Source organism: Acinetobacter sp. AS167 (genome assembly GCF_037152175.1).
Classification (GTDB): domain Bacteria; phylum Pseudomonadota; class Gammaproteobacteria; order Pseudomonadales; family Moraxellaceae; genus Acinetobacter.
In genome coordinates, this window is sequence record NZ_JBBCMP010000003.1 from 121,828 (window position 1) to 139,349 (window position 17,522).

The 17,522-nt window shown below is 37.3% G+C and carries 19 protein-coding genes; 11 read left to right on the forward strand and 8 right to left on the reverse strand.

Translation table 11 applies throughout. The annotated features are described in order from the left end of the window. Positions 1-4 precede the first annotated feature (4 nt). The gene (locus WFN33_RS06975; RefSeq protein WP_336952243.1) at positions 5-448 is read left to right on the forward strand and encodes a hypothetical protein; all 444 of its coding nucleotides are present in this window, start codon (positions 5-7) and stop codon (positions 446-448) included. Positions 449-525: 77 nt separating this feature from the next. On the opposite strand, the gene WFN33_RS06980 is transcribed toward WFN33_RS06975, so the two are convergent. After that, positions 526-1,815: a hypothetical protein gene (locus WFN33_RS06980; protein ID WP_336952245.1), complete on the reverse strand. Its 1,290-nt coding sequence runs from the start codon at positions 1,813-1,815 to the stop codon at positions 526-528. A gap of 89 nt (positions 1,816-1,904) precedes the next feature. On the opposite strand from WFN33_RS06980, the gene WFN33_RS06985 reads away from it, so the two are divergent. Beyond that, the gene (locus WFN33_RS06985; protein ID WP_336952246.1) at positions 1,905-2,681 is read left to right on the forward strand and encodes a class I SAM-dependent methyltransferase; all 777 of its coding nucleotides are present in this window, start codon (positions 1,905-1,907) and stop codon (positions 2,679-2,681) included. 29 nt (positions 2,682-2,710) lie between these two features. Continuing rightward, on the forward strand, positions 2,711-3,268 hold the full coding sequence (locus WFN33_RS06990; RefSeq protein ID WP_336952248.1) for a hypothetical protein: 558 nt from the start codon (positions 2,711-2,713) through the stop codon (positions 3,266-3,268). A gap of 81 nt (positions 3,269-3,349) precedes the next feature. Here WFN33_RS06990 and WFN33_RS06995 read toward each other — a convergent pair whose 3' ends face one another. Both WFN33_RS06995 and WFN33_RS07000 read right to left on the reverse strand, forming a co-directional pair. Continuing rightward, a complete protein-coding gene (locus WFN33_RS06995; protein WP_336952249.1) occupies positions 3,350-3,757 on the reverse strand; it encodes a protease inhibitor I42 family protein in 408 nt (135 codons plus the stop codon). A gap of 78 nt (positions 3,758-3,835) precedes the next feature. Next, the gene (locus WFN33_RS07000; RefSeq protein WP_336952250.1) at positions 3,836-4,426 is read right to left on the reverse strand and encodes a hypothetical protein; all 591 of its coding nucleotides are present in this window, start codon (positions 4,424-4,426) and stop codon (positions 3,836-3,838) included. Positions 4,427-4,608: 182 nt separating this feature from the next. Between WFN33_RS07000 and WFN33_RS07005 the strand changes: the two genes are divergently transcribed. Beyond that, positions 4,609-5,232 (forward strand): class I SAM-dependent methyltransferase, encoded by a 624-nt coding sequence (locus WFN33_RS07005; protein WP_336952251.1) that lies wholly within the window; start codon positions 4,609-4,611, stop codon positions 5,230-5,232. 450 nt (positions 5,233-5,682) lie between these two features. Here the strand turns inward: WFN33_RS07005 and WFN33_RS07010 are convergent, their stop codons facing one another. Continuing rightward, positions 5,683-6,150 (reverse strand): Holliday junction resolvase-like protein, encoded by a 468-nt coding sequence (locus WFN33_RS07010; RefSeq protein ID WP_336952252.1) that lies wholly within the window; start codon positions 6,148-6,150, stop codon positions 5,683-5,685. Between the two features lie 129 nt (positions 6,151-6,279). Between WFN33_RS07010 and WFN33_RS07015 the strand changes: the two genes are divergently transcribed. The 3 genes from WFN33_RS07015 (at position 6,280) to sodC (ending at position 8,974) form a co-directional block, all read left to right on the forward strand. After that, on the forward strand, positions 6,280-6,924 hold the full coding sequence (locus WFN33_RS07015; RefSeq protein ID WP_336952253.1) for a ParA family protein: 645 nt from the start codon (positions 6,280-6,282) through the stop codon (positions 6,922-6,924). Between the two features lie 100 nt (positions 6,925-7,024). After that, complete coding sequence (locus WFN33_RS07020) at positions 7,025-8,143, forward strand: AI-2E family transporter (protein ID WP_336952254.1); 1,119 nt, start codon at positions 7,025-7,027, stop codon at positions 8,141-8,143. Between the two features lie 276 nt (positions 8,144-8,419). Beyond that, positions 8,420-8,974 (forward strand): superoxide dismutase [Cu-Zn] SodC, encoded by a 555-nt coding sequence (gene sodC, locus WFN33_RS07025; RefSeq protein WP_336952255.1) that lies wholly within the window; start codon positions 8,420-8,422, stop codon positions 8,972-8,974. Between the two features lie 45 nt (positions 8,975-9,019). Here sodC and WFN33_RS07030 read toward each other — a convergent pair whose 3' ends face one another. Next, positions 9,020-10,243, reverse strand: coding sequence for a DUF2252 family protein (locus WFN33_RS07030; RefSeq protein WP_336952256.1), 1,224 nt, complete (start codon positions 10,241-10,243; stop codon positions 9,020-9,022). 183 nt (positions 10,244-10,426) lie between these two features. On the opposite strand from WFN33_RS07030, the gene yccS reads away from it, so the two are divergent. The 3 genes from yccS to WFN33_RS07045 all read left to right on the forward strand — a co-directional run bounded on the left by yccS (position 10,427) and on the right by WFN33_RS07045 (position 13,615). Continuing rightward, complete coding sequence (yccS, locus tag WFN33_RS07035; RefSeq protein ID WP_336952257.1) at positions 10,427-12,577, forward strand: YccS family putative transporter; 2,151 nt, start codon at positions 10,427-10,429, stop codon at positions 12,575-12,577. 30 nt (positions 12,578-12,607) lie between these two features. After that, a complete protein-coding gene (locus WFN33_RS07040) occupies positions 12,608-13,162 on the forward strand; it encodes a hypothetical protein (protein ID WP_336952258.1) in 555 nt (184 codons plus the stop codon). Between the two features lie 165 nt (positions 13,163-13,327). Continuing rightward, positions 13,328-13,615, forward strand: coding sequence for a DUF3817 domain-containing protein (locus tag WFN33_RS07045; protein WP_336952259.1), 288 nt, complete (start codon positions 13,328-13,330; stop codon positions 13,613-13,615). Between the two features lie 62 nt (positions 13,616-13,677). Here the strand turns inward: WFN33_RS07045 and craA are convergent, their stop codons facing one another. Further along, positions 13,678-14,919, reverse strand: coding sequence for a chloramphenicol efflux MFS transporter CraA (gene craA, locus WFN33_RS07050; protein ID WP_336952261.1), 1,242 nt, complete (start codon positions 14,917-14,919; stop codon positions 13,678-13,680). A 347-nt stretch (positions 14,920-15,266) separates the two neighbouring features. Here craA and WFN33_RS07055 point away from each other — a divergent pair, with 347 nt between their 5' ends. Further along, a complete protein-coding gene (locus tag WFN33_RS07055; RefSeq protein ID WP_336952262.1) occupies positions 15,267-15,659 on the forward strand; it encodes a hypothetical protein in 393 nt (130 codons plus the stop codon). 34 nt (positions 15,660-15,693) lie between these two features. Here the strand turns inward: WFN33_RS07055 and WFN33_RS07060 are convergent, their stop codons facing one another. Both WFN33_RS07060 and WFN33_RS07065 read right to left on the reverse strand, forming a co-directional pair. Further along, positions 15,694-16,575, reverse strand: coding sequence for a pirin family protein (locus WFN33_RS07060; protein WP_336952584.1), 882 nt, complete (start codon positions 16,573-16,575; stop codon positions 15,694-15,696). Positions 16,576-16,606: 31 nt separating this feature from the next. Continuing rightward, entirely contained in the window at positions 16,607-17,371 is a 765-nt protein-coding gene (locus WFN33_RS07065) for a nucleotidyltransferase domain-containing protein (protein WP_336952263.1), read from the reverse strand. Positions 17,372-17,522: the final 151 nt, after the last annotated feature.

A 17,522-nucleotide genomic window follows, 5' to 3' on the forward strand; every position in this document is an offset into this window, starting at 1 on the left:
TACAATGAATTGGACAGCTTATCTGTCACTTATGCTCGCTCTGCTTTGTTTTGGCTTATATTCACCAGTCTATGCAAAAGCATATGTTTTACAGTCGATGAATAATGTGGACGAAGCTGGGTTTAGAAGTTCTGAGGGAAATGAATTTAAACTGATTAAATTAAATCGGGGTTGTCGTATTCAAGCTCGATATTATTTGGAAATGGAAAATCGTGTGTTTAATTATACCTTCCTTCATCAACCATCCATGAAGCAAAAACTGCTCCATGCCACGCAAAAAACCTTCCGTTATCACTATAAAAACGGTGAAGAAGGTTCTCTGGCAGCAGTGACTGATATTTATCAACATTCCAGCGAAGTCTATAAAGTCAGTGACTTAGAGGTTCAAAATGAATTTAAAAAATATAGTGCGTTATTTCCAACCACCTATTTAAGGCAATGTAACTAAAGCTGTATCTGTCTATTTAATTGGCTCAAATGTGAAATCGTTAGACACCAAATGGTGTTCCATCTCAACCGCTGACTTTAAGCAACCTTAAAGTGGCAAAACTCATTTAAGCTTTCATCATCAAAACTCACCAAACCTTGAATATCGCAACTCATATAAAAGTTTTTATAGGTCAACACATAAAAGTCAGTGGTTTTTTTAATCACAATGGGATTCATATCCAAAGACAAAGCTTCATCTTGCTTAAATAATTTGGTCACACGGCGATCATTCATACAAATCAAATAGGTCTGCTTTTTGATTTCTACCTGTGCCAAACCATTGTTTTCAACATGTAATGGAATGATATATTTCCCATTCACATCAATTACTTGTTGATCATAGCTTTCTAGCTTTTGTGTGATCACGTTAAATACTAAAATATTGCCAAAACTGTCTTGTAGCTGAGTTTTATCTTCAAAAGCAAAATTGACTTGAATACCCAGTTTCTGCAAATCTTGCTCATCCACTCGCTTATTGGTCAATAAAATACGCGTAATGGTCTGCTTTAAACTGGCATCAAAGAAAGTACTATCCAGTTGAATATCTGTACCTTTTAGAATTTTACCCAAAGCTTCGTTATGTGTCCCCAATAAGTGAGCAATCACACTTCGATAATAAAATTTGCTGTTTTTCTTTACTTCACGAATCTGCTTATAAAAATAAGTTTGATCGTATTCACGTTCAATAAAATCATGCAGTAACGCAGAGTTGGCTAAAACTGCAATCGCATCATGACCAGTATACGGTAAATGTAACGTATGCAATTGAGGGATCAATGGCTTAATTTTTAAATAATGTTCTTTATCATTTTCAAAATAAGGGTCATAAACAATGATGTATTCACAGTCGGCAACGATATCTTGTGCCTGAATACGCATATCCGCATTTAATTCAGCATCATAGAAATCTGTATAACGCTTGTCCTCAACCTCTAAAGGGTCGATAGAATATTGCGGAACCATGGCAACAACACGATTCATTTTTAAAGCTTTGGCATATTTGATTGCCGCATAGCCACCCATCGAACCGCCATAACCCACGATATTTTTAAATTGTTTTAAAATGGGATCTAGGTGCTCTAACAATGCCACCATGCTTGAAGCAGGAAACCAAGACTTCTGTTTTGGCATAATCCCGACCACAGCATAGTTATATTTCATCAAAGACTTTTCAGCATTGATGGAAAGTCCTTTGGCTCTAGAAATCAAGTCACCAAATGACAGAACTAAAGTGTCAGAATCGCCTTGTAAATAGATTGCTCTAATATGATCATCTTCAAAAATTATTTGCTTATCCATTCGCACACCGAGCATTAGCTCTATCATTGGCTGAAATTAAATAAATAGGCACTTGCCTATTGATTGCATCAAGTGTCATATTTTATAGAGTCTAGTCAGATAAAAAAGCGCAAAATATGACACATTCCTTACATCCTGCTGCTCAAAAAGGCTTCAGTACTGCTGCAGAACTTTATCAACAAGTCAGACCCAATTACCCACAAGATGTGGTCAAATGGTTAAAAGAAGATTTAGCCCTTGGCTCAGATTCAAGTGTTGTTGACTTAGGCGCAGGTACTGGAAAATTTCTCCCTTACCTCAAACAAGCAACGACCAATATTATTGCTGTCGAGCCCGTCACAGAAATGTTGGAACAATTGAAAATAGTACATCCTGATGTGCAAACGCTTCAAGCAAAGAGTGATCAAATTCCGTTAAAATCTGAAAGTATTGATGCTGTTTTGTGCGCGCAGTCATTTCACTGGTTTGCCAATATTGAAACTTTGAATGAAATTCACCATATTTTAAAACAGAATGGTCATCTTGGTTTGGTCTGGAACCAGCGTGATGAGACGATAGACTGGGTTAAAGCATTGGCAGATTTGCTCGCAACAATCGAAGATGACACGCCACGTTACCATAGTGGCCAGTGGAAATTGGTGTTTGAAAATCAATTTTTATTCCAACTTGAAACAGCCAAAGTCTTTTCACAAGTACAAACTGGAACCGTAGAAAATGTAGTGAGCAAGCGATTATTATCCACCAGTTTTATTGCTGCGATGTCTAAACAAGAACAACTCAAGCTAAAACACAAATTCGAACATATTGTCTTGGAATATACGGGTAAACATGCGCAAGATGAAATAGACTTCCCTTACGTTACCTATGTTTATAACTTTAGGAAACTGCGCTAATCGAAACGCTTTAATGAGGAATGTTTATCATGAATTTAATACTTCGCCCTTTACTCCTTTCAGGTTTACTCACATCAGTCGTTTTCATGGCAGCATGTTCTCCTAAAGATAGCCCACAGCAGAATAATTCATCTGAACCCAAAGATGCCTCTCAAGAGATCATGGATCAATTGAAAACCAAACCGATTAAAACCTTTCCAAGTACACCAGACGATGCTCACGATATTGCATTGCTTGAAGAATATGATCAAAAATTTACTGAAAATAATAATGCTTTAGAAGCTGATCTTAAAAAACGTGCTTCTGATGGAAGCCTTACTGAAGAAATAGATCGTCAGCTTAAACGTGATGGTATTGAATCTGCACTGAATATGCTCAAAGAGCTGGATCTAAAAACCGAACAAGGACGCTATATTCAAGGGTTACGCTATCAATATTGGGAAAATCAAGCCAAAGTCTATGATGAGAAAAAGCAATCTGCAGATGGGGAGCTGAAAAATCCAAGTGATGCAGTCAAAGGTATGGGAGAAATGTTAAGTGCTGATGAGCAACTTGATCATTGGAAACAATTGACCGATAAAAGATAAAAAAACAAATGCTTTAATCTGCTCTTGTGCGCTAACAGATCGCACAAAAGCAGAAACGCTGATCAAGATTAAAACTCAATGCTAAGAAACTCGAATGCGACAACGCCATTGTTGATCAGGTTGTTTTGAAGACTCCCATGAACGAATATGCACCAATTCAATATAGTCTTGTCCTGGTTTTTCAGCTTTAAACCGGAAAGTTTTTGTTCCACCTACACCCACTGCCCCCTCTTCACTGTCATTTTGCAAATAGGTTTCTTCTGTTTTAAAAATTTTAAGTGGTTGTAATAACTGCCATTGATAACCTGTGCTAGGATTTTCAGGTGCATTGAAAACAAGTACCTCACCTACTTTCATATCCATCAAAGTTGGGCACTTTTGTTTCAATGTATACTCATGTGTTTTACCTTCCACTGTAGGACTTGAACTTTGACAAGCGACTAAGCCCAAACTGCAAAACAACAAAGTAAAACCCACTAAACCTTTCATTTATCACACTCTTTATGATCAAATTGGCTAAAATTATAGCAAACCTTATCATCTTCTCTGATGTGGCTCAATTTGAATTTAGATATTTTGCTTTTCCAACCACTGAATAGAATTTACACGAATCAGTTTACACGCCCCATCCCCCACACCATTCCAATCTAAAGCAGATTTCCACACCAAATCTTTATCATTCACTTGGACCAAATCGCCTGTTAAGCGAACGAGATCCCCGCGCTTTACCTGTTTGATTTGCTGAGCAATTTTAGGATTAGCCGGGATAATATGCATGTTACTGACCAATTGAGTTGCTAATTGAGCTGGAATGGGTGGTCGAGCCATTTTCCAATTTAAGAAACGGTCATATTGATTGATTGAAATCTGGCGGGCAATTTCAGGTTCAGTAAATAAACCACGAGTTACCGCATAATCAATTGGAGAAAATTTTGCTTGCTCATCATCTTTATATTCTTTTGAACCGAGAATCCGAAACTCCCCATGAAAGGGTTCTAAAACAGAAATTTTCTGATGTTGATCTATTGGCGCCAAACCATTGGCAATATTAAATGCTGGGTTACTTGTTGAAACTTTAGAGGAATCAGTAGATTGAAAAGCATATACCTGAAAAGTACTCAGTGCCATCAACGCTGCACAGATTAACTTTTTACTCATAATATGCTCCTCAAACCACAGTTAAAATTGTACAAAATCTATAATCCTAGTATTAATATAAAAACTTAAAATAAAAATCGAGTTTCGGTAACAAAATACAGAGATTTCGTCCTATTTTTGTCTTATATTCAAAGTATGCTTTGGTTAGAATTTAGCTTATCCCCATCTAATTGCATAAAATTATGATTTATAGATTTTACCAACAACGTATCTTCCCGCATTTACTCAATCAAGTGATGCAAACACCCAGCATGATGGATGGACGTGCAGAATTACTTGGAAAAGTTCGAGGTGAAGTCTTAGAAATCGGTTTTGGCACAGGTTTAAACCTGCCATTTTACCAAGAGGTTGATCAAGTTTATGCACTTGAACCAAACCGCGATGTATACCAACTTGCTCAGAAACGGGTATTTGATGCACCCTTTCATGTACAACATATTCAAGCCAGTGCCGAAAAGTTACCTTTTGCAGATAATTCAGTCGAGAATATCGTCAGTACATGGACTATGTGCAGTATTGCCAATTTAGATAAAGCCATTCAAGAAATTCATCGGGTTTTAAAACCTCAAGGTACACTACATCTAATTGAACATGTTCAATATCATGACAATAGCACCCTAAAAAAATTGCAAGATATTTTAACCCCTATACAAAAGATTATTGCCGATGGTTGCCACTTAAACCGTAATATTGAACTTGAACTTTTAAATGCCAATTTTAAGTTTTCTGAAAAATATTATTTTGATGCTGAAGATCTGCCAAAAATTGGACGGCGTATGTTTATGGCCAGAGCACACAAGCTCTAAGCTTTCGTGGTTTAATAGAATAGATAAATTTAATAGAAAATTTGAGATAGTCAAACCACCTCATTATTCAGATAAGTGATTTTCATCAAGTTATTGATCATCAATGAAGCTTATGTTTTTGTATGAACTTTTAAAGGTTTTTAGCAATGAATAAGTTTTTGTATTTTTGAATCCTAGATAGTTATCCTACCTCCCCTACTGGGACGACAGAGATGTCACCGTTGAGCGGGGTTACAGGACATACACCTCGCCCATTGAACAAAAACAAAGCACGGTTTTTTAGCGCAAGGTTTGGTATCCCTTACGAAAAGTGAGGCATCACCTACGCCAAGATACTTTAACTTTGATTGTAAAGTATGGCATTGCAAGCCTTTTTATAATCAAATAATTTATTTTTTCCATACAATTGCTTTAATCCAAAAGCTGCACACTCAATTACACTTTTATCCTCTAATCTTGAAAATCAATCCGAATCGTTTCAAAGCGTACTCGCCCATCATGAATTGCTTGAGCAATCGCTTGCTGTCCTTTAGTCAAACGTGCCCCACCACTCTTAATATCAATCAACACCACTTCAATATCCTCTGCCAAACCTTCACCATCTCGAAAATCGGTATAACCATCAAACACGACATAATCAATAGGATCACCTAAGAACTTGGCATCACTGGGTAAATAACGAAACTCAGGCATGATTGGTGCAAGTTGTTCCGCCATTTTGCCTTTCAGCACAGCACGACTGGTATTTACACTACGCTTTTGCGCGCTTGCTAAAGCCTGCTGATGCTCTAACTCCAACTCAGCAATATACTGTTCGTACTCTGCTTTTATTTTGCCATTACGCGTACTTGATAACACGATTGTGGTTAAAACGATGCCAATACACGCACCAATTAACATCGCCATCCAGATGGACATGCTTTTTCCTTTAACTCGATATCTTGCACAATGTAAACAACTACTAAAGTTTTGTCATGTATAACCTATATGCTAAAAATTAATGCTAAAGTAAGGTGAAGGTTAGCTTACAGACTTAATTGATCAATCATGAAAACAATACTTGTTGCAAATTTAAAAGGCGGTTGTGGGAAAACAATTACAGCAATAACATTAGCGACAGCGCTTGCACAAAAAGGCTATAAAGTGGCCTTGGCTGATGCAGATGGACAAAAATCTGCACTGCAATGGTTAAAGCAACGCCCTAACACTGCAGCAACAATTCAAAGTCTGGATTGGCGTCATGAAAAATCAATTGGTGATGCACCTAAAAACCTAGATTATTTAGTGATTGATGCACCAGGTGCCTTAACTGGTGAACATGCAGAACAACTGATTAGTGAGTGCCATGCTGTAGTCACTCCGCTACAACCTTCTTTTTTTGATATCGACAGTACTCGACGTTTCCTTAAACACATCCAAGACATTAAAAAAATTCGTAAAGGCAAAGTTTCTGTATATCTGGTTGCCAACCGAATGAAAGCCAACAGCTCTAGCTCGAAAGATATTCAGCAATTCTTTGATAAAATCGAACAAAAACCTGTTGCATGGATATCCGAACGTACTGCCTATAGCCAATTGGCGATGCAAGGTTTAAACGTTTTTGATAAAACCCAAAAGAACTTTTTAACCATTCAAGAACAATGGCAACCCTTACTTGATGCTTTAATAGACGATCCAAGCGATTGGTTCTAAAACCAATTCAATAAAGATCAGATAAAGTAGGGTTAAAATTTGCCACACTTTATTTTTCAGTTAATATTGAGTCAATCACTCACAATTTTTAGAGTAATTCGTGCAAGATTTCACTTCGAACTTACAACGTATCTTATTGTTTGGATTATTGTTTATCCTTATTTTTCTAGGTTACGATATTCTCAAATACTTCATTGTACCTGTGTTATGGGCCTGTATTATTGCCTATATGACTTGGCCAATGTACAAACGCATCTTAAGAATGTTTGGTTCGAATCGACCTACCCTCAGTGCATCACTCATGATTACGCTGGTGGTTTTGGTGGTTGGAATTCCACTGACTTTTGCCATTTTTATTTTACAACATGAAGGACGAAATCTTTATTTCGACCTCCAACGCCAATTATCTTCAGGTCATTTGACTGTTCCAGACTTTATCCGTGAACTCCCCATCATCGGCAAAGAAGTTAGCCGTACTGTACGTGAAATTAATGCTGATCCTACCAGCCTTTCACAAACCATTGGTCTTTGGATTCAAGGCCATATGAACTATGGTAAATTCGTCTTGAACGAAATTACCAAAAATCTGGTTAAGCTAGGTTTTGCAATCATGTCTTTATTCTTCTTCTACCGAGATGGTCAAACCATTTTGGAGCAAGTCAGTAAAGCCTTACAAATGTTAATTGGTCCACGTATTCACCATTATCTTGATACCATTTCTGAGACGACTCGGGCTGTGGTTTATGGTGTTGGTTTAACTGCCGTTGCTCAAGCATTTCTTGCTGGTGTGAGTTATTTTGTTGCAGGTGTACCCAATCCAATGGTCCTTACCATTGTGACGTTCTTGATGGCACTGATTCCATTCGGCCCTCCTGTTGCTTATGGTGCAGTTTCATTATGGCTTTTCTCACAAGGTCAAACCATGGAAGCAATTGGTGTAATGGCTTGGGGTGTTTGTATTGTCAGTACTGCTGATAATGTGATTCGACCTTTGGTTATTTCAGGTGCAACCAAGATTCCGTTCTTGTTGATCATGTTTGGTGTACTTGGTGGATTAGCAAGTTTTGGACTGGTTGGACTGTTTATTGGCCCTGTCATTCTTGCAATTCTCTTGGCAATTTGGCGTGAGTGGTTACATGAAACTACTGAATCAGAGAGCCTCATGCCTGATGCAACAATGGCTTATGACATTGATGAGGATAAACCCACCAAATCCTAAGCTGAATGCCAGCAAGTAAACGTTAAAATGCAATAGTTATAACCACTATATTCGCCAATAAGCATGAGTTGGCGAATATATCTTGTATAGCTATCTTTAATATCGCAGATATACTACATAATGATTTTCTTCATTTATTTTAATCAACATAATCAATACCAATCAAACTCTCTGTTAAATAAATTCATACAATCAGACATTTAATTCACATTGTTTATCCTGTTGGGCTTTGCTTGAATAGTTACTAATCATAATCAAATACTTTGGATGCGTTCAATGACATCTACTTTTTTTAAAACTTCTATACTTTGTACATGTATCACCCTATTTACAGCAGCATGTAGTACAACAACGGTTAACCCTAAGCTTAAAACACCATTACAAACAGTAGATATTCATGCTGTATCTGCACAAGGCATTGGTTCAAAAATTGGTACAGTGAGCTTGCAAGACTCTCCAAATGGTTTAACAATCAACACTCAACTTAGCCACTTACCTTCGGGTTATCATGGTTTTCATATTCATGAAAAAGGTTCATGTGCACCTGCTGAAAAGGATGGAAAAATGGGCGCTGCTTTAGCTGCGGGTGGGCATTTCAATCCTCAAAAAACTGGTCATGGCACCCCGAATGATGGACATATGGGGGATTTACCTGTACTGAATGTAGATTCCAATGGAAATGCAAAAACAACCTTAATTGCGCCACGTTTAAAATTGGCAGATATTCAGGGCTTAGCCATCATGATTCATGCAGGCGGGGATAACTATTCAGATCATCCAAAACCCCTTGGTGGTGGTGGAGATCGTATAGCATGTGGTGTGATTCAATAATTTAATCATAAATTGTGGATAAGTCTGCTCTTATCCACATCTTTTTTATTTCAGATGTGAAAGCGCATAACGACGGCAATGTTCCAAATAACCAGCCTCATGTACACTCATCAATTCAACAATACTCCGCCATAGCCAAAATGGTGCCTCGATGGTTTTTGATTGATTGCGTTTTAACTCTTTTATCCAAGCATTGCGTACTGGATCATCCATCTGTCGAGCATGTGCACGACCAACCACAAAAGCCAAATAGAAAGCCAAGTCTTTGGCTTCAACTTCATTGACCCCTTCTATTTCGAGTTTTAAATCTTGTGGCAATAACTCTCGAATAAAAATCGAAGTATCTAAAAACTTACTTGCTCGCATCCGCTCCCCTAAAAATGGTGATAAGTGTCTTGCACCTTCAACAATTCTTGCTGCATTGTCTTTTGGCATCGGTGTATTTGAATAACGTGGTGCAAGTGCTGTTGTGGCTTCTTTCAGATCCATTAAACATAGGCCTTTCCCATCTCTGACAATATGATTGGATGAATCCATCAGTACGATATAGCGCAATAGGCCTAAAGAACTGCACCCTTTAACCCAATATGCTGAATCGATGACTTTCAATTGAGCGGATTGATCACGCTGGCCAATCATTGTGACCAAGTCCTGAATATCAGGCTGATTAAAAACACTGTGGATTTCGAGATGTTCTTTTTTCAATAGGGGCCAAAATCGTTTCCCCAAGATGATTTCTGGCTTTAAAGCTTCTAAACGCTCTCTTGCTAAATTTTTCCAGGTTCGCTTCAGTGCTTTCTGCATTGCACTATGCACAAGGACAGGTCGCTGTAATTTACCAATCCCCTGACCATTGTGTGCTAAGGCATAAACATAACCCGCGTAAAGCGCTTCAATCATCTGTGCGGTAACGACCCCAGGTAAATCAGAGCTACGTACAGCCGTCGCTAAGGATAGTCCTAAGCGGATAACATCATTGGCTGGATTACCAATCACGGTTTGATCTAAATCACGAATCTCAATATCAATTTTACCCTCTGCATTGGCTACAGGACCCAAATTACCGGTATGGCAGTCCCCACAAATCCAAATCGCTGGTCCTTGTGGTATCGAACTTATTTCCGCTTGCTTTAACCAATCATAATATTTGGCAGTATTGCCTCGTACATAGGCATGGATGGAACCTGCCATTTTTAAATTACGACGTTCTGTTAATTCAGCATTGCGGTAACGCGGTTGTTTTATTTCAGTGTTTTGCTTTCTTGGCATTTTTACTATTTTAAGTACTTGATCACTTATTCTGAGTTTTTTTAAGCGTTTAAGTAAGGGCTCAACTGTATATAAAATGTTGAATATTACCGTTTCTTTTTTACATTTCTACATGCAATAAATCATATCGCCTTATCAGAAACGAGTAAAATATTGAAACGTCCAAGCCACTGAATAGACACTGTGAATAGCTATCAGCAAATCTTTCAAAATATAAAATCAAATTCGACTTTGATTTATTGCATACAGATTTTGATTGTTTTAACTGGAACAACGCTTGGCCTGTATTTTCTAGGTTATGATCAACTTATTGTACCGATTACACTTGGCGCAATTGCAACAGCACTCACTGATTTTGATGACCGACTCAGTATTCGGTTAAGAAATCTAGGCTTGGTCTGTGTGCTGTTTTTTACTGTCAGCAGTATTTTAGATTTTTTACATTCCTATAAGCTTTTATTTTTAATTTACTTGTCGCTTTCCAGTGGGGCTTTTATCTTAATGGGTGCCTTAGGGCAACGCTATGCCACCATTTCATTTGGTACTGTGCTCTTGTCAATTTATACCATGTTTGGCTTAGGTGAATATTCTGAGTGGTATCAACAACCCAGTTATTTTGTCATGGGTACATTATGGTATGGCTTGACCTCTATTATTTTCTACTTGCTAAAACCGACACAGGCTGTACAAGACAACCTCTCTAATAGTTTCAATCTTCTTTCCGAGCTTTTGACATCAAAAGCAAAACTATTTGATCCTGATAATGTCGACAATATTGAACAGCTTTTATTTGACCTATCTTTGCAAAACAGCCAGTTGGTGCAAAACTTAAATTTAACCAAAGCCTCATTACTCACCCGATTAAAAGCCTCTCGTGCAAATAAAAACACCATCTACTGGCTCAACTTATATTTTTTGGCCCAAGATATTCATGAGCAAGTTACTTCCAATTATTTGCACTATGAAAAGATCCAACAGAACTTTAGCCGCACAGATTTAATTTATCGCATTCAAAAAAATGTCCGCTTACAAGCGCGCAATTGCCAACAACTTGCTGAGGCAATTTTAAAGCGTCAAATCTTTCAAACGCATCCTGACAATAGTATTGCTTTAGCACATTTAGAAAACTCAATGCTGGAATGGATTCAACAAAATCCACATAATTTAGAAGTAAAAAACTTACTGTTGGTGTTAAAAAATCTCAAAAATGTGCAAGATCAATTTATTAATCTGAGTATTGAACAAAGTAATTATCAGCAAAGTTATAGCCACCATCGAGATAATCTAAATTTATTGGATGATGATATCCATGATCTACCAGACCTTTGGCTCAAGATTAAACAACATTTAACCCCAAATTCTGCATTGTTTCGCCATGCGGTGCGAATCTCATTTGTGTTTGCTGTCGGGTACACAATTTCCTTACTACCCTTCGCAAAAAATGGCTATTGGATTCTACTCACGAGTTTATTTGTCTGCCAGATCAGTTATTTTGCCACCAAAAGTCGTTTAAAACTGCGCACTTTAGGAACTGTATTAGGCGTACTTTTAGGTATTCCCATTTTATATTTTATACCTAGTATAGAAGGACAGTTACTTCTCACTATTATTTTTGGGGTATCCTTTTTCTACTTACGTTCAAAAAAATATGCCATGGCGACTTTAATGGCAACCCTAATGGTTTTGTTGATCTTTAATTTAAAAGGTGCAGGCTATACCATTATTTTACCACGTATTATCGATACTATTTTGGGATGTGTAATCGCATGGTTTGCGGTCAGTTTTATTTGGCCAGACTGGAACTTCCGTGATATTTCCAACAATATTCGTAAAAGCAGCAAAGCAACATTAGACTATTTCGATGCGGTTGTTGAGCAATATCAACAAGGCCGAACCAATAGTATTGATTATCGTAAAGCACGCCGAGCTGCACATAATGCACAGATTGAATTATCCACGATGATTTCCAGTTTAAGTGCTGAACCCAATCCAAATCAGGATTTAATTCACAATGCATTTAGATATTTGGTCTATAGCCATAGCCAGCTCAGTTATGTTTCTGCTTTAGGCAGTCATCGTGAACATGTGCATGATCAGCAGATTTTAGATTTGATGTTGTGGTGTAAAGACACGTTAAATGATGTTTTGCTTAACCAATCCGCTGTAAATGAAGCATTAATTGAAACAAAGCTCACTGAGATTCAGAACATCAATGATCAAGAAAATTTATCAGATAATTTACTTTTGGTGCTTAAACAAATCAGTTTATTATTGGAAACCTTACCTGAGTTGTTAAAACTAAAAACAACTTTACTTCGATTAGAAATTAAATAGCAAGAATCACAAAATATTTTGAGACATCACATGAAATTTAAAATTTTCCTAACGTTTTTATTTTCTGGATTGGCTATCGGTGCTATGCCCAATGCTTTTGCAGATTCTCAATTTAATCAAGACTTACAGCAATTTTTAGAGTGTAAAAAGACACTGAAAAATTATTATGACTTAGGTTTTGACTTTGAGGATGATTTGAAAAAGAATGGCTGGATCAAACAAGGTGAAGAATATAGCTATGTCAGTAAAGTCCCCATTACGGTATTCGGTCAATCTACAGATCAAATTAGCTTAGTTTCTGGTGGGATGCTGGCTGTTTTAAAAAATGCGAACACCCAAGTTCTCGCGAAAAAGTTTCAAATTTCTCAAAACCCTTTCTTTAAAGATATGCCTTATTTCTCAGGAGAGAAAATTGTAAAAACAGATCTTGAGACCAAAGAAATGGAAAAATCTTTGCGTAAACTGACTTTAGCTGAATCTAATCCAGTTGTAGATGAAGGTGAACATAAGACCTATATCGGTTGTGTTTATATCACTGAATTTGAACAGCAACAGCAGGATGCAGCAATCAAAGCATTACAATAATTTATCCTGAATATCGGAGCAAACTTTTGGGTCGGGAGGCTAAAATATTATTCTCCAGAATGATCATCAATTCATTTAAATGAATCAATTTTATTTACTCATTTTTTAAAATAGTTTAGATAATTCGGTTAGACTCAAGCTTCATTCTCATTTGATTAAGTGACCATGAATATCAAATCTTTACGTATTGTTGGTTTTCTCGAAGGCATCTCCTTTCTCCTTCTTCTCTTTATTGCTATGCCTTTAAAATATATTTGGGATACACCAATCTATGTAAAATATATTGGCATGGGGCATGGTGTGCTATTTCTTGCTTTTTTGGCAGTTTTATTGATGGTCTGTGGAAAACAGAAGTGGTCTATTAAGATATTTATTTTAGGTTTGATTGCTTCAATTTTACCTTTTGGACCTTTTGTTTTTGATCATAAATTAAAAGCATTACAACAGCCTTAACCTGTTTTATTTATGAAGCAAAGCTCCCTCTCCTTTTATAGGAGAGGGAAACTCAAGTGAGCTTAAAATTCACCATTTGCTTTACGTTGCAGCATAATTTTTTTCACTATTCTACGTGGAATAGTGAACCACAAAGTAATTAAAGCAAAGCATGACAACGCATAAGCCCAGAGATGGAACTGTTCATACAAAATTCGAATCAGTTCAATTACAAAAAAGAAAGTGAACATCATCAACACTGAAACAGCAGCAGCGACAGTCCCTTTAGAAACTTCGGATGACATTAACGCAAAACGATAAAGCACTGAAAAACTAATTCCTTCACCAAAACTGACTAAGGTCATCCCTAAAATAACGCAATAAAGAAAATATTCGCGCCAAATTATTCCTGCCACAACAATTAAGGTACCTAACAGCATCAAAGGTAAGCCAATCAAAACTGTTTTACCTAGCGGCAAACGATCAATCACTTTAATCAGTGCAATATTGCCAAGAATCAATCCACCCAATACAGGAAATTGTGCCAGTCCATATTGCATACTACTGAGTCCCAGTTCTTCAACCAACATCACAGGAGATAACGCAATCCATAGCATTAAAGGCATCGCCACCATCGGCAAACCGAGGGTCAGGCCCATGAAAGTCTTGTTTTTTAGGACTTGCATATAATCATCCCAAATATAACTCAAAGGCTTTTTGGGAATACTGGTAGTAGGTGATGGCATTTTGGCTTTTAGACCAAACCAACTGAGAAAAGCTAAAAAAGCAATCGCAATAAATCCCCAATGCCATGACACATGATCAATCAGGAAAGCACCAATGACTGGGCCAATCAAAGGGGCAAGCAAAGAAATATTTGCCATCAGTGCCATGACTTTAATGGCATCACGCTCTTCAAAAGTTTCTTGAATCGCAGCATAACCTACCGCTGCGATCACAGATAAACCAAAACCTTGCAAGAATCTTAAAACAAGAAAACTTTCAATATTGTGGGTAAACAGAATTAATAAACAGGTGATAACAAAAAATGCAACACCTGACAATAAAACTTTCTTACGTCCTAAACGGTCAGACAAAGGTCCGAGTATCCCTGCGACGCATGCCCCGCCGAGGAGATAAAATGACATAGATGATGGTGCCCATGCACTACTCACACCAAATTCCTTGGTAATTGCGAGCATCGCAGGTTGGACCAAATCATTACCGATATAAACTGAAAATTCAAATAACACCAACGCCAATGGAAACATAAGCGTAGCGCGACTCAAACTTGCAGTTTGTTGTTTTTGCACTAAATTTTGCATTGTTTTCTACATATCATTATCGGCTTGCATCGCTCACACTACTTTTTTTAAAGATAAGTGTACGCCCAATGACAAGCACTGAAATATAAATATTAAATTGTGGAATTTACGTTGAATAAAGGCAGTTCAACACCGTATTCACAAGGTGTCTAATTCAATAGGTAAAGTAATTGCTGAAACTATATTTGTGAGATTTTTTAACTTGACCCGATCTATAAGAAAGCTCATAGAAGTACACACAGGGTAAAGTTTGGGTAGTCTAACACAGACAAATTTTCAGGGGAAGTTGAACATTTATTATTCTTCAGCTACTCTAAATACTGGTTAAGCTGATATAAATAATTTAAATGAAAAATAAAAATCCTGTATCACTGATCATTATTGGTCTGATTTTATTGTTGATTAGTGGAGGACTTTATTTTATAAGTTCTGCACCAAATATTAGCGCTGAAGATCAGGCTCGATGTGAACAATTGGTTCAAAAGAAATATGCGGAAGATTCGAGCTCAGTGATTGAAAGCTGTAAAACAGATACAGGCTTTGTGGCCTTGATGGATGTTCAGGCCAATGGTACTGGGTCGGCTGAAGATACGGCAAAGGCAATTAGTTCAGCCAACCATAAAGAATTGGGTTTTGGTATATTTGGCAAGTTCTTGATGGGGTTATGCGTAGGTGTCGGAATTGCGATGCTAATCAAAGGCTTGATTGCACTCAAAAACAAACAACAATCGATAAATTAGCTATAAAAGCAAATTATAATTCACATAGTTTGCTTTATTCATCATGTAGCACTTTTGATTTGATAAATGTGCCACGTTTAATATCATCATATGCTTCAAGAATTTCAGCGTAGCTATTCATCACAAAAGGGCCATGACCGTTGATGGGTTCTTGAAGCGGTTTGCCTGTCAGCAGCAGCAATTTACACTGTTGCAATGCCGTAATTTCTAAGTCTTGTTCTAAGCTCGACATGACGGCAAGCCCTTGCTCTTCAAATATCTCATCTTCAGCTTGAAACAATGCCTTGCCGGTTCGTAAATAAACCAGTGTGGTTTCCCCTGCGCCAGCGGGCAATCTCACCTTATGCCCTGCTTGGATTTCAATATCTAAAACATGAAGTGGCGAATGCGTTTTTGCTGGCCCTTGTTGTCCTTGATAATGCCCAGCAATCACCCGTACCGTTCCAGCGCTATTCGGAAGTTCAATCACTGGAATATTTGCTTTTCGTAAACTCTGATAACGTGGTGGGTTCATTTTATCTTTAGCTGGTAAATTCACCCACAGTTGCACCATTTCAAAATAGCCACCCGTTTTTGAAAATACCTCACTAAAGACCTCTTTGTGTTCTACACCGGAAGCTGCGGTCATCCATTGCACATCACCCGTTGAAACAATACCACCACCACCCGATGAATCACGGTGTTCTAATTCACCAGCAAAAATCAGGGTAACCGTTTCAAAACCACGATGAGGATGCTCACTCACCCCTTTGCGTAAATTGGTCGGTTTTAAAACACCAGGTCCTAAATGATCCAGTAACAGAAAGGGAGAAACCGTATTGCCTAATTCATAGTGCGAAAATACAGAAAGTACAGGATAAAAATCTCCTATCGCAAATCGGGTGTCATTACGATGAATAAAGGCAAGGGTTTTCATAGTGTCACTATTCTCTGATTGAGTAAAAGCATTAGCCATAAAAATGTTGTTTTAAATTAAAGCTATATTCGGTGAGATATTGCTTTAATTTTTCAATATCATTAGTAGGTTCAATCGTTCTTAGATTAAGGACTTCAATTTTATCTTCTAACAGTTTTAAGATCTGTGCTTGTTCAGCGACAGGTAATTGTGCTTTTTCTTTTTGCTGTTTTTTGATTTCTAAATAATCTTCTGCCCAATGACGTAATGGATCATGGGAGTCGATTTGATCAAACAATTGCGTAATCTGGAGTTCAGGCATAATTTGCTGTGTTGCCAACTCTGCTGACATCAGACCACGAATAGAATAAAACACTTTTTTATAGGTAAAGTTATCTGCAGTTTGCATGACATGCATACCACCTTTAGCCAGCGACAAGTAATGATAATACAGAGCTTTATAGTCTATTCGTTCAAGTAAGCCATCTCTAAAAATTTCCCATTCAGGAAATTGATTGAAATAGACAATATGTGCACGTACCCACTCTAAAACAGTCGGATTACTTTTTGCCAAAAGTCCAAACATTTTATTTAAGTCGAATGAAACGAAATCAAAGTCGCCATCCATGATCTCGATTAAATCACGGTGTTGGCGATAATCGTAATATTGTGCCTTGGAGGGTAGATGAAAACCACGCACATCGTAATCACTGTCTGGACTTGCCATGCCCCATAAACGACTACCGCTTTCGATATAAAACAGTGGATGTTCATCTCGGTTTTGGAATAAGTTTTGAATTTCTTGTTGGATGTTCATTGTGTTCACATTTTGGGTAAATCTATAGGTTTTATAACATCAATTTCAGTGCTTTTTAAATTTTCTTTGAATTCAAGATCGACTCCCCTTTATTTTTAATTTAAAAGTTTTATCAATAATCGCTTTAATTCATCATGATACTTACCAGCAT